The following is a 22310-nucleotide window of genomic DNA, read 5'->3' as shown; positions in this document are numbered from 1 at the left end:
CCGGCATCGAGCCGCGACCCACACCCGCGTGCGCGAACGGCACGTGGCACCCTGGGGAGATGACGACGACGTCGACACTGACCAACCTCCGCGAGGTCGGGGGCGCGGACTTCCAGGCCGGCCGGCGCCGGACGGTGTTCCGGAGCAACACCGAACCGGACGTCCCGGCGAGCGCGTACCCGGCCGACGTCACCGTGGTCGACCTCCGCCGCGACGACGAGGTCGACCACGTCCCACACCCGCTCCGCAACTCCGGCCGGTACCTCGGCGTGCCGCTGTTCGACCCCTCGACGGCGGAGTCCGGAGCGGAGGCGGTCGAGCTCGAGGAGCAGTACACCGACTGGCTGACGCGGCACGCCTCGGGCATCGCCGACGCGCTCCGTGCCGTGGCCGGCTCCGACGGCGACGTGCTGGTGTGCTGTTCGGCGGGGAAGGACCGTACCGGAGTGGTCAGCGCGCTGCTCGCCCGGCTGTGGGGTGCGTCGACGGAGCGCATCGGCGAGGACTACGCGGCGAGTGCGGAGGGCCTCGCGGAGCGGTTCTCCCGCGAGCGCGCCGTGAGCGCCGAGCCTGCGGCGACCGCCGTCGCGCAGCGGTGCGTCCCGGAGACCATGCGGACCGTGATCGCGCACGTGGAGCAGCGATGGGGCAGCGTCGAGGACTACCTGCGGTCGATCGGGTTGTCAGACGCGGAGATCGACGCGCTGCGGTGACCACACGACGGAGGCTCGGTGCGCGACCGACGCGCTCCGAGCCTCCAGGGTGTGGCTCAGCTCACCAGGCGAAGTCCTCCGGCGAGGTCTTGTGGCCCGGGAACAGTTCGTCGAGGCGCGACAACGCCGCGTCGTCGAGACGGATGTCGGTCGCACGGACCGCAGACTCCCACTGCTCCATGGTGCGCGGCCCGGTGATCGGTGCCGTGACGCCCGGCTGGTGCAGCAGCCACGCGAGCGCGAGCTCGCCCGGCGTGTGCCCGAGCTCCTTCGCGAACGCCTCGTAGGCGGTCAGCTGGTCGCGGTGGCCCTCGACGTACTCGGCGCTCCGACCGCTGAGCCGACGCGAGCCCTGCTCGGTCTTCTCGATGATGCCGCCGAGGAGGCCGCCCTGCAGCGGCGACCACGGGATGAGGCCGAGGCCGTAGTGCCGCGCTGCCGGGAGGACCTCGCGTTCGACGTCACGCACCACGAGGTTGTAGATCGACTGCTCGCTGACCAGGCCGAGGAAGTTGCGGTGCTTCGCCGCCTCCTGCGCCTGGGCGATGTGCCAGCCGGCGAAGTTCGACGAGCCGACGTAGAGCACCTTGCCCTGCGCAACGGCGAGCTCCATGGCCTGCCAGATCTCGTCCCAGGGCGTGTCCCGGTCGACGTGGTGCATCTGGTACAGGTCGATGTGGTCGGTCTGCAGGCGGCGCAGCGACGCGTCGAGCGACTGGCGGATGTTGAGCGCCGAGAGCTTGCCGCCGTTCGGCCACTCGATCATCTCGCCGTACACCTTGGTGGCGAGCACGGTCTTCTCGCGACGGCCGCCGCCCTTGGCGAACCAGCGGCCGATGATCTCCTCGGTGGCACCCTTGCCGACCGAGCCGCCGTAGCCGTTGGCAGTGTCGAAGAAGTTCACGCCGAGCTCGTGCGCCCGGTCCATGATCGCGTGGGAGTCGCCCTCGCTGGTCTCCGGTCCGAAGTTCATCGTGCCGAGCACTGCCCGTGACACCGACAACCCTGTCCGTCCGAGATGTGTGTAGTCCATGGCGACTGGTCTACGCCGCCGCCGCCCCGAGGTGAGAGGCCCTGGGAGTACCTGCCGAACGCTGTCCCGGTGCACAGGGGCACATGCCGCACGGCGCATGCGGCGACGGCACGACCGGGTAACGTGCGGGAGATGATCACCCCCGCACCCCTGCGTGGCAGCCGGATCCTCGGGTTCGGCCACCACCAGCCCGACCGTGTCCTGACGAACGACGAGCTGTCGACGATGGTCGACACGAACGACGAGTGGATCGTCACGCGCACGGGCATCTCGACCCGGCACATCGCGGGCCCGGACGACACGGTCACGTCGATGGCGACCGAGGCAGCCCGTGCAGCGCTGGCGGACGCCGGCGTGGCCCCGACCGACGTCGACCTGGTCATCGTCGCCTCGACCACGCACCGCGACCGTGCGCCGTACACGGCAGGGCGGGTGGCCGCGGCACTCGGGATGGCGAACGGCCCGGCACCGATCGACATCAACACGGCGTGCAGCGGGTTCGAGTACGGCATGGCTCTGGCGGACCAGGCGATCCGCACCGGCTCGGCCGACACCGCCGTCGTGATCGGTTCCGAGATGCTCTCCGGCATCGTCGACTGGACTGACCGCTCGACGTGCGTCCTCGTCGGCGACGGCGCGGGCGCGGCCGTCCTCGGTGTGTCCGAGACTCCCGAGATCGGGCCCGTGTCGTGGGGGAGCGTGCCGCACCTGCAGCGTGCCGTGCTCGTCGAGGGCGAACCCGAGCGCTTCTCGCAGGAGGGCCGCTCGATCTACCGCTGGGCCATCACCGAGGCCGAGGGCCACGCGCGCCGTGTGGTGGAGCAGGCCGGACTCCGCATGGAGGACATCGAGGTCTTCGCGTTCCACCAGGCGAACCTGCGCATCATCGAGCCGCTCGTCGCAGCGCTCGACGGCGGCTCCAAGTTCGTCGTGCGCGACGTCGTCGAGTCCGGCAACACATCGGCAGCGAGCGTGCCGCTCGGCCTGTCGAAGGCGTGGGCCCGCGGCGAGCTGCCCGAGGGCGTGCCGGCGCTGCTGTTCGGCTTCGGCGGCGGGTTCGCGCACGCGGGCCAGGTCGTCACCACGCCGGTCCGGGCGCGCTGAGGAGGGGCCGTCGGTCCCGCGATGATCGTCGGTTCCGCGCCGTTCGTCGGCCGGCCTTGATCGTTTCCGGACGACGGACTGGAGGCGCGTGACCGCCCCGCCGCGCGCCATCGGCCCGGCGGTGGTCCGGGTCAGAGCGCGGTGTCGCTCCGTCGGTCCGTGGCCTCCGCCTGCTCGATGGCTCGGCGGCGGCGGCGGGACAGCCGTGGCTGTCGCGACTCCTGCCGCTGCAGCACGACCGGGAACTGCTCCGGCGGCAGGCCGAACGCCGTCCGCGACGCCTGGATGACGCGACGACCGAGCGCGTGGTTGCCGAGGCCACCGACCGCTGCCCCGATGCCGAACGGCAGGGCGCGTCCCAGCATCGAGGTGCTCTGGCGAGCGACGAACCGCTTGATGAACATGTCGCGGAGCTGACCGCCCATCCCGCTGACGACCTGCTTCGGCATCGACGAGGCCACCATCTCGCCCCAGAACGCCGTGCGCGCCTGGCCACCGGCAGCCTGTCCGGCGAGCTGCTTGATGAGTTGGGTGCCCGGCGTGCCGAGGATCATCGCCATCACGAGGGTGCGGGAACGGTCGGGGTCCTCGATCGCGATGCCGTGCACCTCCGTCACGGACTGCGCGAACAGTGCGGTGGTCTCCAGGAAGCCCATCGTCTCCACGCCGGTCAGGCCGAAGCTCGCGACCATGCCGATGCCGGGGATCACCGCGCTCGCACCGACGGCTGCGCCACCCGACGTCACCGCCGTCAGGTAGTGCCGTTCGAGGATCTGGATGACCTCGGCCGGGGAGGCATCGGGGTGCCGACGCCGGACCGTGTTGACGTGCGCGACCACGGCGGGGCGCTGCACGTCGAGCAGTCGGTCGAGCCACCGCTCCCAGCCCTTCGCGGTGGTCGGGAGTTTCACGTCGGGCCGCTTCGCGACCTCGGCGGTGGTCGTCTGGTCGACCGGCGCCTGGGGGAACGGGACGATCGCCTGGTCCGACGGGTGCTTCTGCTTCGGGGCCATGCCGCCACGCTACGCCGGGCATGTGGGAGGCTCGCTGGGTGACCCGCCCCGCTCCTCCGGATGCCGCGCTCGACGACGCCCGTCGGGCAGCAGGCTTCCTGACGGTCGACGAGACCGCGGAGCTGGCCCCTCGGGTCCGCGTGCTCGACCCGACATCCGTGCTCGTCGGGCGCGGTGTCGTCCTCGGCGACGGCGTCGTGCTGTACCCGGGCACCGTGCTCGAGGTCCGCGGGCACGGCAGCATCACGGTCGAAGCCGGCGCGCGCATCGGGCCCGGAGCGGTCAGCGTCGTCGCGGACGGAGCCTCGATCCGGATCGGTTCGCTGGCGGAGCTCGGCCCCGGCGGTGTGACCGTCACGGGACAGGCCGACGGTGACGTCGTCGTGGGCTCCCACGTCCGACTCCGCGGTGGAGCCCAGGTCGAGGGCCCCGCGTTCCTGGGTGACGGGTCGCAGGTCCTCGGGGCGGTGTCGGTGCGCGACGTGGTGCTCGCCGGCGGTGGGTCCGCTGCCGAGCCGGACCCCGATCGCCGCGGTGCCGTGGTCAAGGGGGCCGGCCGGGCGCACGGGGTGCGGCTCGAGGTCGGAGAGGTCGTCGCGATCGGCACCGGGCCGGCCGTGGTCGAACGGCAGCGCTCGTACCACCCAAACGCGCCGACGACCTCGTCGTGATGCGTCGACTGGTCGGCGGCTCGTCGAGCACTAGCGCAGCGGGACACCGGCGCGGATGAGCGCGACACGGATCACCTCCGGGTCCATGAGGTCCTGCCAGCTGAGCCGGATGACCAACCGCACCTCGGGGAACGAGCGAATGAAGTCCTCCCGCCGTTTCTCCTGCCAGAGCGCCTCGGCCGAGGACGCACCCGCGAGCATGGCGGGGTCGCGGTACTTCGCTCGCCCGTCCACCTCGACGACGACCCCCTGACCGGGGAACCAGAAGTCGACGACGGCGCGACGGTCACCCGGCCGTACGAACTCGTGCTGCTGGACGGGGTCCGGTGCCCCGAGCTGCCGGAAACGCACCCGCGCGATCGACTCCGCCGGCGAGCCGGACAGCGACGACGCCATCGCGATCGCCGCCTGGACCCGCGCGGGTGCTCGGCGAGGGGACGCCTCGGCCTCGTCCACGAGCATCTCGGCGAACACGCGGCGTTCCGACAGCGCCGCGTCGAGCATCGGGATGGAGGCCACCGCGCAGGCGACGGCAGCGACGTCCACGAGGGTCTGCACCAGCGAGGTGACGGCCGCGCCGCAGAAGTCGACCGGGGTCGTCGGCGGTGTGTCGGCGAAGCGGCGGGGTCTGCTGGACCCCGGTGGAGCGACGTGCACCTGGAGCAGCGATGTGGTCTCCGCATGGGTCCGGCGTGGATCGATCACCTGCACCTTCTGCGGCGGTGGCGTCACGAAGGGGAGGCCGTGCACGGCCGCGGCAGACGCGTGTGAGATGGCGCGCGGGCGCCGGACGGAGGAGGCGGTCGCGCGGAGGAGCAGCAGGTGCCGCATCTCCGGCCAGAGGTCTTCGACGTCGTGCTGCTCGACGAAGACCCCCGGTCGGACGACGGTCAGCTCGCCGCGTCGCGCGCGCCGCTGCAGGGCGCGACGTTCGGCGCTGGCGTGGTCCGCGGTGCGGATGAGGGGGATCCCCATGACGTGATCGTGCATGCCCGACACGATGCCGCTCGGTACGCCCCCATCAGGCGGGCAGGAGGCGATCTGTGGGGCGTTGGCCGAGCCTCCAGGCCTGTGGAGGGGAGGCGTGCACGTGTGGCGCGACAACGTCGACGTCGTACGACAGCAACGCTGTCGTCATGACGCGTGCAAGGCCCATGCGCGCGCATCGTGCGACAAGGTCGACGTCGTACGACAGCGACGCTGTCGTTCCGAGTCGGCTCCGGGCGGGCGTCCGGCCGGCCGGCCGGACGGACGAGTCGACTCCCCGCGGGTGAGAAGACGGCGCCCCCTACCGCGCCGCGAGCTCCGCGCGCAACGGCAGGTCCTGCTGCTCGAGGATGAACTGCGCCCCGACCGACGTCCGCGCGTTCACGACCACCGGCGCGAGCAGGTTCACGGTCGTGCCGGACGCTCCGGGCGTGGCCACGACGAGGAGCATCGCGTCCTCCGGGGCGGTCAGTCCGATCGTCGCCGCCTGCTCGTCGGACAGGGACGGCGCGTAGTCGGGCAGGTGCACCGCGGCGTCGAGGAGGAACATCTTCGGCGCGGTCACGCCGGACGCGGTGGTGCCGACCCCGACGAGGGTGAACAGGCCGTCTGCTCCCGCGACGGGCGTCAGCGTGAACGCGACGAGGGGTTCGAGGCCGAACGGGGCGACGGCGAAGGTCAGGTCGATCATCGGAGGTAGTCCATCAGGGTCGGCTGCAGGACCTTCGCGGTGACGGCGAGGGCTGCCTGGTAGTTGGTCTGCTGCACCTGCAGGTCGAGGACGGCGCCCGCGAGGTCCTTGTCCTCGATCGAGGAGCGTCGGGTCTCGAGGTCGACCGAGGACGACTTCAACGACGACTGCGCTGCAATCGCGGCCGCGTGTCGGACACCGACATCGGCCTGCGCACCGCGCACGGTGGCGATGTGCGCGTCGACGTCGTTCAGGCGGGAGTTCACGTTGACGCCGTTCTGCAGGTCGCCGACGATCGAGTCGATCATGGCGAAGACCGAGGTCGACCCCGATCCGAACACCGACGCACCTGGCGTGTCGACACGCACGGTGCTGCCGTCCCCGATGCGCCGGTCGACGGGGGCCGACGACGGCGCCCAGCCGGTCGTGGGGTCGTACGCGGTCGCGGCGGGGGACGCGCCGGCGAAGACCGACCGCGAGCCGTACTGCGTGTTCGCACTCGCCTGCAGGTCGGCGGAGAGCGCGCGGAACTGCGTGACGAACGCGTCCCGGTCGGCGTCGCTCATCGTGCCGCTGTTCGCGGCCTGCACGGTCAGGTCCCGCACCTTCGCGAGCACGTCGTAGACGCCCCCGAGTGCGCTGTCGGTGGTGGCGAGCCACCCGGCGGCGTCGTCGGCGTTCCGCGTGTACTGCGCGTTCGCGGCCTGGTCCTTGCGGACCTGCATCGAGGACGCCGTCCCGACCGGGTCGTCCGAGGGCTTGCCGATCGCCTTGAGCGTGGTGGCCTGCTCGGTGAGCTGTGCGAGCTTCGCCGCGCCGGCCTGCAGCCGACCGGTGGCCGCAGCCATGGACATCTGGGTGGTGACACGGGTGATCACGATCAGCTCCTCCCGACGAGGCCGACGCGGTTGATGAGGGTGTCGAGCATCTCGTCGACGGCCGTCAGCACGCGCGCGGCACCCTGGTACGCGTGCTGGTAGGTGAGCAGGGCCACGTTCTCCTCGTCGAGGTCGACCCCGGCACCCGCCTGCTGCTGCGTGCGTGCGTTGGTCAGGGCGAGACCGGTGAGCGTCGCCTCGGACGTCGCCGACCGGGAGGCCGTGCCCACTCCCGCCACGAAGGTCGCCCAGGTCCGGTCGGGAGCGTCCACGGCCTTCCCCAGCTCCCCGATCGCGTCGGCGAGGGAACCGTCGTACTGGCCCGCCGCGTTCCGCGTCGCGATGCCGTCGCCGTCGGTCGGGAGGACGGTGAGCCCCTGCGCGGCCGGCACGCCGGCCGTGAGACCGAAGAAGTCCGTGCCTGTCGCCCCGCCCGGGGTCGTGCCCGTGCGGTGCAGCGCGTTCACCTGGGTCGCCAGCGACGTCGCGACGGCGTCGTAGGCCGCGGACGCCTGCGCGAGCGCACCCCCGGTGCCGTCGGCGCGCGCCGGCGCGAGCAGGGAGACGTTGCCCGCGATCGAGCCACCGTCGAGTGCCACGGCCGAGCCGGAGCCGGAGGTCCACGAGAGCGTGACGGCGCCGGCGTCGCCGATCTTCGTCGCACCGCCGAGGGCGACGCTCCGGGCATCGGTGCCCTGCACGAGCGGGTTGCCGCCGATCAGGACGTCCACGGTGCCGTCGGCGTTGGTGCGGGTGGTGCCGCCGGCCAGCGAGGCGATCTGTTCGGTGAGCTGGTCGCGCTGATCCATGAGCTCGTTCGCGCTGGCACCACCGGCGAGGGCGGAGCGGATGCGGCCGTTCAGGCTCGCGACCTGCTCGGCGGCGTCGTTGAGCTGCGCGACCTGCCCGGCGACGGTGCTCCGGACGCTCGACCACTGCGCGTCGACGGCCTCCGAGCCGCTCGCGAGCGTGGCCGCGACGGTCCGGGCGGCGCCGAGGAGGGCCGTTGCGGCGCCGGGGTCGTCGGTGTGGGTCGCCAGGTCGCTCCATGCCGACCAGAGCCCGTCGAGCTTCGTCGCGAGGCCGTCGCTCCCCGGCTCGTGGAGACCCGCTTCGAGCTGGTCGAGCCCGGTGCCCCTGGCCGTGGCGTACGCGGAGGACCCCGCCGCCGCGCGGACGCCGGCGTCCAGCGTGAGGGACCCGAGACGAGCGATCCCGTCCACGGAGACGCCCTGCCCCGCGAGTGCGGCCGTCCCGCGCATGAAGCCGGTCTGCGCCGCGGGCACCGCCGACTGCGTCACGCGCTGCCGCGTGTAGCCCGTGGTGCCGGCGTTCGCGATGTTCTGCCCGGCGACGTCGATGCCCGCGCGGGCTGCGGCGAGGCCGGAGGACGCGGTGGCGAGGGACCCGAAGGTGCTGACCATCGTCTACAGGTTCCCGTCGAACAGGCGGGCTTCGCCGGAGCCGTGCCCGGAGGACCCGGTCGCGTCGTAGGTCGCGGCGTCGCCGACGGTACCGGCGAGCGTCTCCTCGGTGGCCTGGGCGGCCGTGCGGAGGAAGCGGTCGTTCTCGTCCCGCAGCGCACCGATCTGCGTGGTCAGCTCGACCATCGCGCGGAGGTGCGACGCGAGGATCTCGCCCCACGGCCCGCTCGGCGCGGCCGCGACGACGTCACGCAGGGGTGCGTCGGCGTCCACACCCCACTCCTCGGCCACGGCGGCGCTCTGCGCGCTGCGCTCGAGGCCCGTGGAGCGGAGCCGTTCGAGGACCTGCTCGACCTCGCGGTTGGCGTGCGAGACCCAGCGGGAGCGCCCGGCGGCGAGCAGCAGCTGCTCCTCCTCGAGCTTGAAGGTGAGCAGTTCGAGCAGTTCTCGTTCGCGCCAGAGCACGGCGGACAGGTCGTTCACGCTCATCATCTCCTCCCGATGTCGTTCATCCTGCGGACACCGGGGACTATCGGTCGGGTGCCGCTGGGCGTAAGCCACCGGTGGCGCGAGCCGGGCCACCACGGACGTGCGCCGGGCGGCCGTGGCGCGCCGCGCCTCCAGTCCGGGGGACACCACCGCCCGTTCCTGCGCTCCTGTCCTCCGAAGTGCCGACCCGGAAACGCCGCCACACCCCCGCACTGGGGACGGGTGAGGGGCTGTTCAGCCGTTTGCCAGCCGATACATTCGAAGCGCACTCCTCGGGGGACAGATCCCGGGCGCGGGTGCGACGCCCGGAGGGACCCGGGCGACTCTTCGGCGTACCACCGGCCTCGACGCGGCCGGTGTCCGCCATGCCCACGGACGGGTCACACCAGTCGAGACGACCAGGGGATCAGCATGGACCGCACCGAACGCAACGCGATGGTCGTCGAGCACCTCCCGCTCGTCGGGTACATCGTCGCGGACGTCCGGTCCCGCGCCACCCACCTCGACCGCGACGACCTCGCCGCCGTCGGCGCACTCGCCCTCGTGGCCGCCGCCGACGCGTTCGACCCCACCCTCGGCGTGCCGTTCGGCGCCTACGCCAGGACCCGCGTGACCGGCGCCATCGCCGACGACATGCGGAGCGCCGACTGGGCGAGCCGTGGCACCCGGAAGCGGATCCGCGAGGCCCTCGCGACGCAGGAGGCGCTGTCCTCCCGCCTCGGCCGCACCGTCACCGTGCAGGAGATCGCCGACGCGATGGGCGTGGACCGGCAGACCGCGGCGGACGCGATGCACGACGCGGGTCGGGTCGTCACGCCGATCGACGAGACCGTCCACGACACCGTCGCCGCCGACCTGCCGCTCCCCGGCGAGGACCTCGTCGAGGCCGAGCGTCGCCGCTACCTCCGCGCCGCGGTCGAGGCGCTGCCCGAGCGGATGCGGTTCATCGTCGAGGCGGTCTACTTCGGCGACCGGACGGTCACCGACGTCGCCGCCGAACTCGGCATCACCCACTCGGCCGTGTCTCAGCAGCGCTCCGAGGCCATGCGGCTCCTCCGCGACGGCCTCGCCACGCACTACGGCGACGGCGGCCCGGCTCCGGAGCCGGCGTCCCGGACGACGGCGGCACGGCGGAGCGCGTACCTGGCCAAGGTCGCCGCGAACGCCGCGGTCGGTGTCGCCCGCGCCGTCCACGACGCCACCGCCGGTCACCAGGTGGCCGCGAGTTGAGACGCGGGGACCACCCGGAGGAATCCGGGCGGTTCTCCTAACGCCTCCGGCCGACCGGCCGAGAGGACACCATGCCAGCCCACGGACGGGCCGGCGAAGACCCAGACTTCACGGAGGAATTCACCATGGGTATGTCCATCAACACCAACCTCTCGGCACTCAACACGTACCGGAACCTCAACGCGACGCAGAACGACCTGTCGAAGTCCCTCGAGAAGCTCTCGAGCGGCCTCCGCATCAACCGTGCTGCCGACGACGCTGCCGGTCTGTCGATCTCCGAGGGACTGAAGTCCCAGGTCGGTGGCCTCACGGTCGCCGCCCGCAACGCGCAGGACGGCATCTCCGTCGTGCAGACCGCTGAAGGTGGTCTCACCGAGACCCACTCGATCCTCCAGCGCATGCGCGACCTCGCCGTGCAGGCCGGCAACGACTCGAACAACGCCGACTCGCGCACCGCGATCACCACCGAGGTCAACCAGCTCCAGCAGGAGCTCGGTCGCATCGCGTCGTCGACCAACTTCAACGGCACCTCGCTGCTCAACAGCTCGAAGACCCTGCAGTTCCAGGTCGGGGCGAACGGCGACAGCGACAGCCAGATCTCGGTCGACCTGTCGGGTGCGAACGTCCAGAAGATCGCGACCGCGCTCGCCACCGGTGCAGCCACCGGCGGTGCGCAGTTCACGGTGTCCGACGTCAAGGCGCTCTCGAACCAGCCGCTGTCGTTCTCGTCCACCAAGACGGGCGACGACGGTGCTCAGGTCACGACCTCTGTGACGACGGGCACGCTGCACGGTGCGGCGAAGGCGGCTCCGGCCACCGGCTACGACGACTTCGCCAGCATCGATGAGTACGTCACGGCGCTGAACGGCGACGCGAAGTTCTCCGGCAGCTACACGGCATCGACCGTCCGTGACGCGAACGGCGCCGCCACCGGCTTCGTCGTTCGCGCGAACGACGGCGGCACCGTTGCCACGAAGAGTCCGCTCGATTCGGACAACGCAGCCACCAACCCGACGACCGTCGTCTCGGGCAAGGCCGCGGACGCCGACACGAAGGTCGGTCTGAACTTCGACACCGCGGCGGACGCTCAGGCGGCCATCCGGGCGATCGACGCGCAGATCAAGAACGTGTCGTCGGCTCGTTCGAACCTCGGTGCCATCCAGAACCGCTTCGACCACGCCATCAACGTGACGAACGTGGCCAAGGAGAACCTGACCGCTGCGCAGTCCCGCATCACCGACGTCGACATGGCAGAGGAGATGGTCAAGTACACGCGCGACAACATCCTCAGCCAGGCCGGCACCTCGATGCTCGCGCAGGCGAACCAGAGCACGCAGGGCGTCCTCTCGCTGCTCCGCTAGTCGCAGCACGCTCCGCCTCCGCTGACCGTTCGGGTGTCGGCGGAGGCGGAGCACCCCCTCCACGTCCACCAGCAGACAGCAGGGAGCATCGGCGATGTCCAGCCTCGGGATCGACGGCCTCGTCAGCGGCCTCAACACGACCGACCTGATCAACTCGCTGATGACCATCGAGCAGGTCCCGCAGACCCTGCTCAAGACGAAGGTCACCTCGACCAACTCGTTCATCTCGTCCCTGCAGACGATCAACGGCCTGTTCCAGAGCCTGGCGACGAAGGCCACCGCGGCCGCGGCACCGACGTCCCTGTCGCTGTTCACCGCGACGAGCTCGTCGTCCTCGGTCACGGCGAGCACGGGCACCGGCGCGGCAACCGGTTCAGTGTCGTTCACCGTCGACGCCACGGCCGCCGCGAAGGTGGGCGTCACCGCCGCGATGGCGACGTGGTCCGACCAGGCGTCGCCCCTGACGCTCGTCAAGCCGGACGGGACGAAGGTCGAACTCGCTCCGGCGTCCGGGTCGCTCGACGACACGGTGTCGGCGATCAACAAGGCCGCCGCCGGCGTCACGGCGACGAAGGTCGCGTCCGGCACCGCGGCCGACGGCACGAAGCTCTACCGCCTCCAGGTGTCGTCGAACGCGACGGGCGCGGCGAACGGCTTCTCCCTGTACCGGGGGAGCGCCGCCGACGTCGCAGCCGGCTCGGCGACGGACGTCTTCACGCAGCCCGGCGCCGCCGTGGTCCGCCAGGCCGCCGACGCCGCGGTGACGCTGTACGCCGGGACCGCTGCGGCGCAGACGGTCACGAGTGCGACGAACAGCTTCGCCGACCTGCTCCCCGGGGTGTCGGTGAACGTCAGCACGACCTCGACGGACCCCGTCACGGTGACGATCGGCCGGGACGCATCCAAGGCGCAGTCGGTCGCCTCCGGCCTCGTCGACGCCTTCACCGCGATCTCGTCGTACTACTCCCAGAACACCGGGGTGACGAGCACGACGAGCCCCACGAACGGGACGACGACCACCACGGCCGGCGTGCTCCTCGGGGACGCGACCACCCGCTCCGCGATGCAGCGGGTGAGCAGTGCGATGTCGACCCCGGTGAACGGCAGATCGCCCTCGACCATCGGCGTCGTCATCCAGAAGGACGGCACGTTCGACTTCGACCAGGACGTGTTCCAGAAGGCCCTGGCAGCCGACCCCGCCGGGACGCAGGCGGTCCTGTCCGGGATCGCCCAGAACGTCGCCGACGCCGCGAACGCCGCCAGTGACAAGTACACCGGCTCCATCACCACCTCGATCACCGGGCAGCAGTCCGTGGTCAAGGACCTCAACGACCAGATCGACGCCTGGACGGACCGCCTCAGCATGCGTCGTGCGACGCTGCAGGCGCAGTACACGGCGCTCGAGACCAGCCTCAGCTCCCTGAAGTCCCAGTCGAGTTGGCTCAGCGGCCAGCTCTCCTCGCTGTCGACGTCGAGCTGAGCGAGGAGACACCATGTACGACAAGTCCACCGTGCGCCGTCGAGCGCAGTACACCAGCGAGGCCGTCCTCTCCGCGACGCCCGCGCAGCTCGTCACGATGCTCTACGACCGGCTGCTGCTCGACCTGCACCGCGCCGAGGCCGCCCAGGGCACCGCCGACTGGGACACCGCCCGCGAGCAGCTCCTGCACGCCCAGGCGATCGTCGGCGAGCTCTCCGCCACGCTGCGCATCGACGCGTGGGACGGCGGCGAGGGCCTCCTCGCGGTCTACAACTACGCGTCGACGTCGCTCATCACCGCGAACGTGCACCGCGACGTGCAGGCCACGCGCGACTGCATCCGCATCCTCGAACCGCTCCGCCAGGCCTGGCACGAGGCGGCAGCGGCGCTGCCGGCGACGCCGGCGCCGGTCGGGCACACGACGGGCGGCGCGCTCGGTGTCGCCTGACGAGCAGCACGCCGCATGGGAGGCCGTGCTCACCACCCTGGAGCAGGCGACGGCCACGGACGACCCGGCCCCGTGGCGCGAACCGGCCGAGCTGGGCCCGGTGCCGCGGGACCTGGTGGGGCGGGCCTCCCGGCTGCTCGCCGCGCAGCGGGACCGCATCGCGGTCCTCGAACAGGAGCGCCGCGGCACGCTGGAGCACCTCGGTGCGCTCCGCGCCGTCGACGCGACCCGCGAACCGCAGCGCTCGGTGTACCTCGACGCCTCCGCCTGAGCCCCCCGTTCGGGGCGACCGCTAACCGGCACCGACCGGCGCTCCGATAGGCGCTGGGGAGCACGGATCGCTCGACCACCGGCCACGGATCGGCCACCACCGCACGACGACCTCGCCCACACGCGACGTCGTCCAGCCGAGGGGACCCTTCCGTGTTCGACTCCGTGACGTCGGCAGCGCTGCAGAGCGCGCTCGACGGACTCTCGATGCGTCAGCGCGTGATCGCGAACAACATCGCGAACATCAACACCACGAACTACCACGCCGAGAAGGTGCAGTTCGAGGACGCGCTCGCGCAGTCCGTGGTCGAGGGGAACGGCCACACGACGCCGACAGTCGCGCGCAGCCTCGAGCCGACGAACACGAACGGCAACAACGTCGACCTCGACGAGGAGACGCTCTCGAACGTCGACACCGTGCTGCGCTACCAGTTCGCGACGCAGGCGATGAACTCCGAGCTCACCAGCGTCCGTGCGGCGATGCGGACGAACTCGTGACGACCTTCGACGCGATCGGCATCGCGAGCACCGGCCTCACCGTGCACCGGAAGTGGCTCGACGCGATCTCGGACAACATCGCCAACGTCAACACCGTCCGGTCGATGGACGACAGCGCGTTCCAGGCGCGCTACGTCGAGGTGCAGGAGGGCAACGGCGTGTCCGGTGCCTACGTGAAGGGCGCCGCGTTCGGCAGCGCCGCCGGCCGCGTCACCTACGACCCGGACAACCCGCTCGCGAACGCCGAGGGCTACGTCCGCATGCCGGACATCGACCTCGGCACCCAGATGGCGGACCTCATCATGGCCCAGCGCGGCTACCAGGCGAACGCCGCCGTGGTCGACCGCGCCAAGACCGCCTACGAGGCGGCACTGCAGATCGGGAAGAACTGATGCCCATCGACGCCGTCAACGGCGTGACCACGAACGCCCTCTCCGGGGTGTTCGGCACGAACCAGGCCACGACGCCCGCCACCACCGCCGAGCCGACCACCGGCGTCGACGGCTCCTTCGCCTCGAGCCTCGGCAACGCCGTCGACGGGCTGCAGGAGCTGCAGAGCACGTCGAAGACCCTCGCGCTCAAGGCCGTCACCGGCAACCTCGACGACATCCACGACGCCACCATCGCGTCCACCCGCGCCCAGGTCACGCTCGAACTCGTCGCCGCGGTGCGCAACAAGGGCGTCGACGCGTTCAACGAGATCATGCGGATGCAGGCCTGATGCCCGCCGCACTGCAGAACGTGTTCGGACGCCTCGGCGCCTACGTCAAGGGCTTCTCCGCCGCCCAGCGCACCATCGCGATCCTCGGCGTCGCCGCCCTCGTCCTCGGCGGGGTCGCGCTCGCGTCCTGGCTCGGGAAGCCGTCCTACGCCCCGCTGTTCACCGGGCTCGCCGCGGCGGACGCCAGCAGCGTCACCGACCAGCTGACCACGGACGGCGTGCCGTTCCAGCTCACCGACGGCGGCGCGACGATCCTCGTGCCGCAGTCCGCCGTCTACACCGAGCGGCTCAAGGCGGCGTCGAACGGTCTGCCGTCGTCGAACGAGGGCGGCTACTCGCTGCTCGACAAGATGGGCGTGACGAGCTCGGAGTTCCAGCAGGACGTCACCTACAAGCGGGCGATCGAGGGCGAGCTCGCGAAGACGATCTCCGCGATGGACGGCGTGCAGACCGCCACCGTGCAGCTCGCCATCCCGGAGAAGTCGGTGTTCGTCTCCGAGGAGAAGGACCCGACGGCGTCGGTGTTCATCGCCACGAAGAACGGCCAGCAGCTCACCACCGACCAGGTCCAGGCGATCGTGCACCTGACGAGCGCCGCGGTCGAGGGCATGCAGCCCACCGACGTGTCCGTCGTCGACCAGAAGGGCCAGACCCTCTCGGCCGTCGGCACCGGTGCGACCGGCTCCGGCGCCGACCAGGCCGCCGACTACGACGCGACCACGTCGAAGAAGATCCAGGACCTGCTCGACACCACGCTCGGCGCCGGGAACGCGAGCGTCGTGGTCTCCGCGACCATGAACCAGGACACCGGCACCCGCACGTCGGAGTCCTACGCGACGCCGACCACCGGCCCCGTGGCGCTCAACGAGTCGTCGACGACCGAGCAGTACGGCGCCGGCGCGGCCGGGGCGAACGGCGCGACCGGTGTCCTCGGCCCGGACAACATCGCCGTCCCGAACGGCACCGCGACGAGCGGCACCGGCACCGGTGGGTACACGAACGAGTCGGCGACGAAGAACAACGCCGTCGACCACACCACGGAGACCACGCAGATGCCGGCCGGCGGGGTCCAGCGGCAGACCGTGTCGGTCGCGCTCAACAGCAAGGCGGCGTCGGTGCAGAACGCGAACCTGCAGAGCATCAACGACCTCGTCGCAGCGGCGGCCGGTGCCGACACCGTCCGAGGCGACCAGGTCAAGGTCGCGATGATGGACTTCGACACCAGCACCGCCGACGAGGCCGCGAAGGCCCTCAAGGCGCAGCAGCAGGCCGACCAGCAGGAGGCGATGTGGTCGGCGATCCGGACGGCCGGCATCGTCATCGGCATCGCCCTGGCGCTCATCGCCCTCGTCGTGGTGCTCCTCCGCCGCGGCCGTCGCCAGGAGCGCGAGGCGGTCGACGTCGGCGAGCTCGACGCCTTCGGCAGCGCGTTCGAGCTGCCGCTCGCCGTCGACGCCGCCGATCAGCGCAGCGAACTCGGCGCGGGGGACGCCCCGACCGTCGCGCTGCCCGCGCTGCCGGTCGACGACGCGCCGACCGAGGTGCTCACCACCGACGAGGTCACCGCCGAGCGTCGTCGCCAGGACATCGCGGCCCTCGCGGAGCGTGACCCGAAGCGCACGGCCGAGCTCCTCCGCGGGCTCCTCGACGACCGGACGACGGTGTGAACGCCGCCGCTGCACCGAGCGACCGGGCCCTGAGCGGCGCACAGAAGGTCGCGCTCATCCTGCTGCAGATGGAGACCGAGCGCGCCGCCGAGGTGATGAAGCAGTTCTCCGAGCTCGAGGCCGAGGAGATCTCCGCCGAGATCGTCCGGATGCGCCGGGTGGACGACGCGGTGGTCGACCAGACCATCACCGAGTTCCACCGGATGACCCGCACCGGCCGCTCCCAGCGCCGTGGCGGCAAGGAGACCGCCCTCGGGCTGCTCGAGGCGTCGTTCGGTGCCGAGCGCGCCGCGGGCGTGATGGACCGCCTGGCCTCGAACCTCGCGGGCCAGTCGTTCGAGTTCCTCGACGACGCCGAACCCGGGCAGATCATCACGCTGCTCGAGGGCGAGCTGCCGCAGACCATCGCGCTCGTCCTCGCGCACCTCAAGCCCGGCCAGGCGAGCGCCGTGCTCGCCGGCGTGGACGAGCGTGCCCGCACGGACGTCGCGCAGGCGTTCGCCACGATGGGCTCGGCGACACCGGAGGCCGTCGGCATCGTCGCCGGTGTGCTCCGCCAGCGCGCCGGCGCCGTCGTCTCGCCGCGCGAGAGCGTCGAGGTCGTCGGCGGCATCCAGCCCCTCGTCGACATCATCAACCGCTCGGACGTCGCCACCGAGAAGGCCGTGCTCGACGGTCTCGAGGCGCGCGACCCGGAACTCGCCGAGGACATCCGCTCCCGGATGCTCACGTTCGAGGACATCGTCAAGCTCGAGGCCCGCGACATCCAGCAGGTGCTGCGCGGGATCGACTCGAAGGTGCTCGCGACCGCGATGAAGGGCGCCGCTGGCCCGGTCGTCGAGACCATCCGCGCGAACGTCTCCGAGCGCAACCGGCAGCTCCTCGACGACGAGCTGCAGGCGATGGGCCCGGTGCGCGTGTCGCAGGTCGAGGAGGCGCGTGCCGAGGTGGTCCGGTCGGTCCGCGAGCTCGAGGCGCAGGGCGTCATCACCGTCCACCGCGCGGAGGAGGACGAGCTCGTTGAGTGACGCCGCCTTCGCGCCGTTGGCGTTCCCCGTCGTCGCCGATGCCGGGCTCCGCGAACGCGCCGCCAGTGCCGAGGTCCGCGGCCACGCCGCCGGGTACGCCGCGGGGCTCCGTGCCGCCCAGGCGGAGACGGACGCGCTCCGCGCCGAGCTCGCGGCGACCCACGCCCACCGGGTCGCGCAGCTCGAGGCCGAGACCGCCAGACGGATCGCCGTGCTCGGTGCCATGACGGACGCGCTCGTCGCGCGCACCGTACCGGTCCTGGAATCCGCGGAACAGAGCGTCGTCGCGGCGGCCATGGAACTCGCCGAGGCCGCCGTCGGGTACGGGATCCGGGCCTCCCGTCCGGTAGACGGTGCCGATGCCGGACGGGAGGCACGGTTCGTCCCCGGTGCGGAGGCGACCGTCCGACGGGCGCTCGCCTCCGTCGACCACACGGTCGCGATCGCGGTCCGGCTGAGCCCCGCGGACGCCGCGGCCGTCGCGGGCGTCGACCTGCCGGTGCCGGTCCGGGCGGACGCGTCGCTCGCGGACGGCGACGCCGTCGTGGACCTGCCCGACGGCATGCTCGACGCCCGGATCGGTGCGGCACTCGCCCGTGCGGCGGACGCGCTCGGGGTGACCGCATGACGACGACGCTGCTCCGCCCGCGGACGCTCGACGCCGCCGTGGCCCTCGCCGCCCCGCAGCGGGTCGGCGTGGTGACGAGCGCGGTCGGCCTCGGCCTCACCGTCGCCGGGCTCGACGCCCGGGTGGGGGAGGTCGTGCTCGTCGGCGACGACGGCGACCGGCCCACCGCGGTCGAGGTCGTCGCGACCGACGCCGCCGGCGTGCGCTGCATGCCGCTCGGACGACTCACCGGCATCACGGCGGGTACCGCGGCCCGGCCGACGGGGCGACCCGTGCTCGTCCCCACCGGTGTCGGGCTGTTCGGTCGGGTGCTCGACGGGCTCGGCCGCCCGATCGACGACCGCGGGCCGCTCGACGTCGACGCCTGGGTGGACCTCGACCACCCGACGCCGAACGCCATGGCGCGCGCCCGCATCCAGGCGCCGATGCAGCTCGGCGTCCGCGTGCTCGACACCCTGACGACCGTCGGCCGTGGACAGCGCATGGGCCTGTTCGCCGGCTCCGGTGTCGGCAAGTCGTCACTGCTGTCGATGGTCGCGCGGGGGAGCGACGCCGCCGTGAACGTCATCGCACTCGTCGGGGAGCGCGGGCGCGAGGTCCGGGAGTTCCTGGAGGACGACCTGGGGCCCGAGGGGCTCGCCCGGTCGATCGTGGTCGTGTCGACGTCCGACGAACCCGCACTCATGCGTCTCCGTGCCGCGTTCGTCGCGACCCGCATCGCGGAGTCGTTCCGGGACGCCGGGCAGGACGTCGTGCTGATGATGGACTCGCTCACCCGCGTCGCGATGGCGCAGCGCGAGATCGGCCTGTCCGTGGGGGAGCCGCCGGCCACCCGGGGCTACCCGCCGTCGACGTTCTCCGTGCTCGCGGGGCTGCTCGAACGCGCCGGGACGGACCGCGCCGGCAGCATCACCGGTATCTACACCGTGCTCGTCGACGGCGACGACCACAACGAGCCGATCGCCGACGCCGCCAGGAGCATCCTCGACGGGCACGTGGTGCTCGACCGGAAGCTCGCCGTGACCGGGCACTTCCCGTCCGTCGACGCCCTCGGGTCGATCTCCCGTGTCGCGTCGAAGGTCACCACGCCGGGGCAACGCGCCGCCGCGACGACGCTGCGCTCGGTGATGGCCGCACGGCGTGCCGCGCAGGACCTGCTCGACGTGGGCGCGTACCAGCGCGGCTCGAACCCCCTGGTGGACTCCGCGGTGGACCACCAGGGCGCGATCGACGCGTTCCTCCGCCAGGGCATGGACGAGCGTGCCAGCGCGGCGTCGTCCTGGGACCGCCTCGACGCGCTCGTGCAGCAGCTCGGAGGTGTCTGATGGCCAGACGGTTCCCCCTCGCCGGACTCCTGCGACTCCGGCACGCCGAGCAGGACCAGGCAGCGGCGGTCCTCGCGGCCGCGAACGACCGGGTGCGGGACGCCGCCGACGCCCGGGTCGCCGCCCGCCGCACCCTCGACGACACCGAGAGCGCGATGTCGGTCGACGACGCCGCGACCCTCAGTGCCGTCGCCGCCGCGCGGGCTGCGACCCGCGGGATGCTCCAGGAGCTCGACGCCGTGGTGCAGCACCGGCGCGCCGATGCCGACGCCGCGCAGGCCGCGTACACCGAGGCGCGGCGGTCCGCGCTCGGCCTGGAGAAGCTCGAGACCCAGCACTCCGAGCGCGTGGCGGCCGAGGACCTGCGCGCCGAACAGACCGCCCTCGACGAGATCGCGGCGCGCCGCCGCAGCACGGAGGACCCCCGATGAGCCTCGACGCCGTCCTGAGCCGGATCTCCGCGATCCGCTCCCAGATCGACGCACTCGCCGGTGGCGACACCGCCGGGTCGACGTCCTCGGCGTCGACGGCGGACTCGTCCGCGGCGTTCGCGTCCGCCCTCGCCGGTGCGTCCGGCGCCGGTACGTCCGGCACCGGTACGTCCGGCGCCGGCGCGACCGGAGCCGTCGCGCCGGGTGCCCCGACCACCTCGGTCGACGCCGGGAAGGGCACCGTCGCGACCGGCAGCGGTGCCACCGGGGACGACGTCGTCGCGGACGCGAAGAAGTACCTCGGCGTGCCCTACGTGTTCGGCGGCACGACACGGTCCGGCATGGACTGCTCGGGCCTCGTGCAGACCGTGTTCAAGGACCTCGGGGTCACGATGCCGCGGGTCGTGCCCGACCAGGCGAAGATGGGCGTCGCGGTGCCGTCGCTGGCCCAGGCGCAGCCGGGGGACCTCATCATCCCGAAGGGCGAGGGACACGTCGTCATCTACGTCGGCGACGGCAAGGTCCTGCACGCCCCGCGCCCGGGCAAGGACGTCCGGATCGTGGACAACTGGTACAAGGACTCCGACATCGCCACCATCCGCCGGATCGTCCCGTCCGCGCAGGACGCCGCGGCGACCAAGGCGGCCCAGTCGGTCGCCGCCACCAGGAGCACGAGCGGGACCGACCTGCAGACCGCTGCCCTGATGGCGATGATGCAGTCCGGGAGCGCCGCAGCATGACCGTGACGATGCCCACGAGCCCGCCCTCCGCGCCGGCGTCAGCGTCCGCTCGGTCGTCGACGGCGTCGGGTCGGTCGGCCGCCGGCTTCGACGCCGCGATGTCCGCCGCGTCCGACGTCCCGCCCCGCGGGCCTGCACGCGCCGGCTCCGGTCCCGCTGCCGGACCGGGTGCCGACGCGGATGCGGGTGCCGCTGCTGCGGCCACCGGTCCAGGTGTCGGCGCAGACGGGGCTCCTGGCAGCACCGGAGCGTCGGCGGTCGACGACCGTCGGTCCGACGCGGCGGCACGGCCGGACGACGCCACCGCGGCGCCGACCGTGCCCTCCGGCGCGCTCACGGTCGCGACACCCGTGCCGGGCGTCGCGCTGGCCGACACCGCGCGGGTCGCAGGACCCGTGGACAGTCGCGTGGCGCTGAACGCCGCCGCCGCGTCCGGCGCGGCCAGCGCCGAGGGCGCGGCTCCGCAGGTTCTCGGGCTGACCGACACCCCGCGGACCGCAGAGCCCGTGGACAGTCGGCCGGCGCGGAACGTCGCGGACGCAGCCGCCGGCGCGACCGCCGGCCCGCCCGCCGCACCTGGCGCTCCCGCCGCGTCCGCCGCACGGGACCTCGCGCAGACCGACACCGCGCGGACAGCGGGACCCGTGGGCGGTCGCCCGGCGCGGAACGTCGCCCAGGCGGCCACCGCGCCCGCCACGGGCATGCCGGGTGGAACGGCGAGCCCCGCGCCCGGCGCCGCGGCCCCCGCGGCCCCCGCAACGACCCCGGCACCGGCGGCGACCCCGGCACCGGCGGCGGTTCCGGTGGCGGCCTCGGTACCGGCGGCGATCTCGGCACCGGCGGCGACTCCGGTATCCGCGGCGACCACGACGACCTCGGTGGCGGCGCCGGTGGACCCGCAGCGCGACGCGAGCGCACGCGCCCAGGCCGAGCCGAGCCTCCCGGCCGGTGCGGTCGTCCGGACCGACGCGACGTTCGCGCTCCCCGCCGCACCGACCGCACCCGCGGTCGCGGCGGCGTCCACGCCGACCACCGCGCCCGCCACCCCGCCGGCCCCCCTCGCCCAGCAGCTCGCACGCCCCGTCTTCACCCTCGCGCAGGCCGGGCCCGGCGACCACGTCGTCACGGTCCAGGTCGTGCCCGACACGCTCGGCCCGGTCACGGTCCGCGCGCACGTCACCGCGCACGGCATGCACGTCGAGCTGTTCGCGGCCTCGGACGCCGGGCGCGACGCGGTCCGGCAGGTCCTGCCGGACCTGCGTCGTGACGCCGCCACGTCCGGCGTGGCGACCACCCTCGACCTGTCGTCCCAGAACCACCCGGAACGCGACGCGGGGTCCTCCCCGGGTCGCGACGGGCGCGGCGGCGACCGTCCGGCACGCGGCGACGGCCTGGAGGCTCGACCCGCCCCCGTCAGACCCGCCGCGCCCGCCTCCACCTCCGTCCGCAGCGCGGGACTCGACGTCCTCGCCTGACCAGC

General features: G+C 72.7%; 25 protein-coding genes. 18 read left to right on the top strand and 7 right to left on the bottom strand.

From position 1 onward, the window contains the following. Positions 1 to 59 precede the first annotated feature (59 nt). Positions 60 to 713 carry a tyrosine-protein phosphatase gene (locus tag FS641_RS01560; RefSeq protein ID WP_186317523.1) on the top strand — a complete coding sequence of 218 codons (654 nt, stop codon included), beginning with the start codon at positions 60 to 62 and terminating at the stop codon, positions 711 to 713. A 61-nt stretch (positions 714 to 774) separates the two neighbouring features. On the opposite strand, the gene FS641_RS01555 is transcribed toward FS641_RS01560, so the two are convergent. Beyond that, a complete protein-coding gene (locus FS641_RS01555) occupies positions 775 to 1746 on the bottom strand; it encodes an aldo/keto reductase (protein WP_144758879.1) in 972 nt (323 codons plus the stop codon). A 132-nt stretch (positions 1747 to 1878) separates the two neighbouring features. Between FS641_RS01555 and FS641_RS01550 the strand changes: the two genes are divergently transcribed. Continuing rightward, entirely contained in the window at positions 1879 to 2850 is a 972-nt protein-coding gene (locus tag FS641_RS01550) for a beta-ketoacyl-ACP synthase 3 (RefSeq protein ID WP_186317522.1), read from the top strand. Between the two features lie 131 nt (positions 2851 to 2981). Here FS641_RS01550 and FS641_RS01545 read toward each other — a convergent pair whose 3' ends face one another. Then, positions 2982 to 3863 carry a hypothetical protein gene (locus FS641_RS01545; protein WP_186317521.1) on the bottom strand — a complete coding sequence of 294 codons (882 nt, stop codon included), beginning with the start codon at positions 3861 to 3863 and terminating at the stop codon, positions 2982 to 2984. A 38-nt stretch (positions 3864 to 3901) separates the two neighbouring features. On the opposite strand from FS641_RS01545, the gene FS641_RS01540 reads away from it, so the two are divergent. After that, the gene (locus FS641_RS01540) at positions 3902 to 4534 is read left to right on the top strand and encodes a hypothetical protein (protein ID WP_144758876.1); all 633 of its coding nucleotides are present in this window, start codon (positions 3902 to 3904) and stop codon (positions 4532 to 4534) included. 30 nt (positions 4535 to 4564) lie between these two features. Here FS641_RS01540 and FS641_RS01535 read toward each other — a convergent pair whose 3' ends face one another. The 5 genes from FS641_RS01535 to FS641_RS01515 form a co-directional block, all read right to left on the bottom strand. Continuing rightward, positions 4565 to 5509: a hypothetical protein gene (locus tag FS641_RS01535; protein ID WP_144758873.1), complete on the bottom strand. Its 945-nt coding sequence runs from the start codon at positions 5507 to 5509 to the stop codon at positions 4565 to 4567. Between the two features lie 313 nt (positions 5510 to 5822). Continuing rightward, a complete protein-coding gene (gene fliW, locus FS641_RS01530) occupies positions 5823 to 6212 on the bottom strand; it encodes a flagellar assembly protein FliW (protein WP_144758870.1) in 390 nt (129 codons plus the stop codon). Beyond that, the gene (flgL, locus tag FS641_RS01525) at positions 6209 to 7090 is read right to left on the bottom strand and encodes a flagellar hook-associated protein FlgL (protein ID WP_144758867.1); all 882 of its coding nucleotides are present in this window, start codon (positions 7088 to 7090) and stop codon (positions 6209 to 6211) included. The genes fliW and flgL overlap by 4 nt, the downstream gene beginning before the upstream one ends. A 2-nt stretch (positions 7091 to 7092) precedes the next feature. Next, the gene (flgK, locus tag FS641_RS01520) at positions 7093 to 8514 is read right to left on the bottom strand and encodes a flagellar hook-associated protein FlgK (RefSeq protein ID WP_144758864.1); all 1422 of its coding nucleotides are present in this window, start codon (positions 8512 to 8514) and stop codon (positions 7093 to 7095) included. A 3-nt stretch (positions 8515 to 8517) separates the two neighbouring features. Next, complete coding sequence (locus tag FS641_RS01515; RefSeq protein ID WP_144758861.1) at positions 8518 to 9003, bottom strand: flagellar protein FlgN; 486 nt, start codon at positions 9001 to 9003, stop codon at positions 8518 to 8520. Positions 9004 to 9414: 411 nt separating this feature from the next. Between FS641_RS01515 and FS641_RS01510 the strand changes: the two genes are divergently transcribed. The 15 genes from FS641_RS01510 to FS641_RS01440 all read left to right on the top strand — a co-directional run bounded on the left by FS641_RS01510 (position 9415) and on the right by FS641_RS01440 (position 22305). Further along, the gene (locus FS641_RS01510; protein WP_144758858.1) at positions 9415 to 10233 is read left to right on the top strand and encodes a sigma-70 family RNA polymerase sigma factor; all 819 of its coding nucleotides are present in this window, start codon (positions 9415 to 9417) and stop codon (positions 10231 to 10233) included. Between the two features lie 125 nt (positions 10234 to 10358). After that, a complete protein-coding gene (locus tag FS641_RS01505) occupies positions 10359 to 11594 on the top strand; it encodes a flagellin (RefSeq protein WP_144758854.1) in 1236 nt (411 codons plus the stop codon). A 94-nt stretch (positions 11595 to 11688) separates the two neighbouring features. Next, complete coding sequence (gene fliD, locus FS641_RS01500) at positions 11689 to 13074, top strand: flagellar filament capping protein FliD (protein ID WP_144758851.1); 1386 nt, start codon at positions 11689 to 11691, stop codon at positions 13072 to 13074. 13 nt (positions 13075 to 13087) lie between these two features. Beyond that, positions 13088 to 13522: a flagellar export chaperone FliS gene (gene fliS / locus FS641_RS01495; protein ID WP_144758848.1), complete on the top strand. Its 435-nt coding sequence runs from the start codon at positions 13088 to 13090 to the stop codon at positions 13520 to 13522. After that, positions 13512 to 13793 carry a hypothetical protein gene (locus FS641_RS01490; protein ID WP_144758845.1) on the top strand — a complete coding sequence of 94 codons (282 nt, stop codon included), beginning with the start codon at positions 13512 to 13514 and terminating at the stop codon, positions 13791 to 13793. The genes fliS and FS641_RS01490 overlap by 11 nt, the downstream gene beginning before the upstream one ends. Positions 13794 to 13945: 152 nt before the next feature. Further along, positions 13946 to 14290 (top strand): flagellar basal body protein, encoded by a 345-nt coding sequence (locus FS641_RS01485; protein ID WP_144758842.1) that lies wholly within the window; start codon positions 13946 to 13948, stop codon positions 14288 to 14290. Next, positions 14287 to 14682, top strand: coding sequence for a flagellar basal body rod protein FlgC (locus FS641_RS01480; protein ID WP_144758839.1), 396 nt, complete (start codon positions 14287 to 14289; stop codon positions 14680 to 14682). Before FS641_RS01485 ends, FS641_RS01480 begins: the two co-directional genes overlap by 4 nt. Then, positions 14682 to 15011, top strand: coding sequence for a flagellar hook-basal body complex protein FliE (fliE, locus tag FS641_RS01475; RefSeq protein WP_144758836.1), 330 nt, complete (start codon positions 14682 to 14684; stop codon positions 15009 to 15011). Before FS641_RS01480 ends, fliE begins: the two co-directional genes overlap by 1 nt. Further along, positions 15011 to 16678, top strand: a complete 1668-nt coding sequence (gene fliF / locus FS641_RS01470; RefSeq protein ID WP_144758833.1) for a flagellar basal-body MS-ring/collar protein FliF — start codon at positions 15011 to 15013, stop codon at positions 16676 to 16678. Before fliE ends, fliF begins: the two co-directional genes overlap by 1 nt. Continuing rightward, positions 16675 to 17706 (top strand): flagellar motor switch protein FliG, encoded by a 1032-nt coding sequence (fliG, locus tag FS641_RS01465; protein WP_144758830.1) that lies wholly within the window; start codon positions 16675 to 16677, stop codon positions 17704 to 17706. The genes fliF and fliG overlap by 4 nt, the downstream gene beginning before the upstream one ends. Further along, positions 17699 to 18334, top strand: a complete 636-nt coding sequence (locus tag FS641_RS01460) for a hypothetical protein (RefSeq protein WP_144758827.1) — start codon at positions 17699 to 17701, stop codon at positions 18332 to 18334. The genes fliG and FS641_RS01460 overlap by 8 nt, the downstream gene beginning before the upstream one ends. After that, a complete protein-coding gene (locus tag FS641_RS01455; RefSeq protein WP_144758824.1) occupies positions 18331 to 19659 on the top strand; it encodes a FliI/YscN family ATPase in 1329 nt (442 codons plus the stop codon). Before FS641_RS01460 ends, FS641_RS01455 begins: the two co-directional genes overlap by 4 nt. Continuing rightward, the gene (locus tag FS641_RS01450) at positions 19659 to 20090 is read left to right on the top strand and encodes a flagellar FliJ family protein (RefSeq protein WP_144758821.1); all 432 of its coding nucleotides are present in this window, start codon (positions 19659 to 19661) and stop codon (positions 20088 to 20090) included. Before FS641_RS01455 ends, FS641_RS01450 begins: the two co-directional genes overlap by 1 nt. Continuing rightward, positions 20087 to 20830, top strand: a complete 744-nt coding sequence (locus FS641_RS18520) for a C40 family peptidase (RefSeq protein ID WP_144758818.1) — start codon at positions 20087 to 20089, stop codon at positions 20828 to 20830. Before FS641_RS01450 ends, FS641_RS18520 begins: the two co-directional genes overlap by 4 nt. After that, positions 20827 to 22305, top strand: a complete 1479-nt coding sequence (locus tag FS641_RS01440) for a flagellar hook-length control protein FliK (protein WP_144758815.1) — start codon at positions 20827 to 20829, stop codon at positions 22303 to 22305. Before FS641_RS18520 ends, FS641_RS01440 begins: the two co-directional genes overlap by 4 nt. The last annotated feature ends 5 nt before the right edge of the window (positions 22306 to 22310 follow it).

It is taken from the genome of Curtobacterium sp. 9128 (assembly GCF_007673775.1).
Classification (GTDB): domain Bacteria; phylum Actinomycetota; class Actinomycetes; order Actinomycetales; family Microbacteriaceae; genus Curtobacterium.
This window is presented reverse-complemented; position numbering and strand designations above follow the sequence as displayed.

Excerpts from the sequence above, each read along its gene's own strand:
- FS641_RS01560 (WP_186317523.1), top strand. The coding sequence starts at position 60 with ATGACGACGACGTCGACACTGACCAACCTCCGCGAGGTCGGGGGCGCG.
- FS641_RS01555 (WP_144758879.1), bottom strand. The coding sequence starts at position 1,746 with ATGGACTACACACATCTCGGACGGACAGGGTTGTCGGTGTCACGGGCA.
- FS641_RS01550 (WP_186317522.1), top strand. The coding sequence starts at position 1,879 with ATGATCACCCCCGCACCCCTGCGTGGCAGCCGGATCCTCGGGTTCGGC.
- FS641_RS01545 (WP_186317521.1), bottom strand. The coding sequence starts at position 3,863 with ATGGCCCCGAAGCAGAAGCACCCGTCGGACCAGGCGATCGTCCCGTTC.
- FS641_RS01535 (WP_144758873.1), bottom strand. The coding sequence starts at position 5,509 with ATGGGGATCCCCCTCATCCGCACCGCGGACCACGCCAGCGCCGAACGT.
- fliW (WP_144758870.1), bottom strand. The coding sequence starts at position 6,212 with ATGATCGACCTGACCTTCGCCGTCGCCCCGTTCGGCCTCGAACCCCTC.
- flgK (WP_144758864.1), bottom strand. The coding sequence starts at position 8,514 with ATGGTCAGCACCTTCGGGTCCCTCGCCACCGCGTCCTCCGGCCTCGCC.
- FS641_RS01515 (WP_144758861.1), bottom strand. The coding sequence starts at position 9,003 with ATGAGCGTGAACGACCTGTCCGCCGTGCTCTGGCGCGAACGAGAACTG.
- FS641_RS01510 (WP_144758858.1), top strand. The coding sequence starts at position 9,415 with ATGGACCGCACCGAACGCAACGCGATGGTCGTCGAGCACCTCCCGCTC.
- FS641_RS01505 (WP_144758854.1), top strand. The coding sequence starts at position 10,359 with ATGGGTATGTCCATCAACACCAACCTCTCGGCACTCAACACGTACCGG.
- fliD (WP_144758851.1), top strand. The coding sequence starts at position 11,689 with ATGTCCAGCCTCGGGATCGACGGCCTCGTCAGCGGCCTCAACACGACC.
- fliS (WP_144758848.1), top strand. The coding sequence starts at position 13,088 with ATGTACGACAAGTCCACCGTGCGCCGTCGAGCGCAGTACACCAGCGAG.
- fliE (WP_144758836.1), top strand. The coding sequence starts at position 14,682 with ATGCCCATCGACGCCGTCAACGGCGTGACCACGAACGCCCTCTCCGGG.
- fliF (WP_144758833.1), top strand. The coding sequence starts at position 15,011 with ATGCCCGCCGCACTGCAGAACGTGTTCGGACGCCTCGGCGCCTACGTC.
- FS641_RS01455 (WP_144758824.1), top strand. The coding sequence starts at position 18,331 with ATGACGACGACGCTGCTCCGCCCGCGGACGCTCGACGCCGCCGTGGCC.
- FS641_RS01450 (WP_144758821.1), top strand. The coding sequence starts at position 19,659 with ATGGCCAGACGGTTCCCCCTCGCCGGACTCCTGCGACTCCGGCACGCC.
- FS641_RS18520 (WP_144758818.1), top strand. The coding sequence starts at position 20,087 with ATGAGCCTCGACGCCGTCCTGAGCCGGATCTCCGCGATCCGCTCCCAG.
- FS641_RS01440 (WP_144758815.1), top strand. The coding sequence starts at position 20,827 with ATGACCGTGACGATGCCCACGAGCCCGCCCTCCGCGCCGGCGTCAGCG.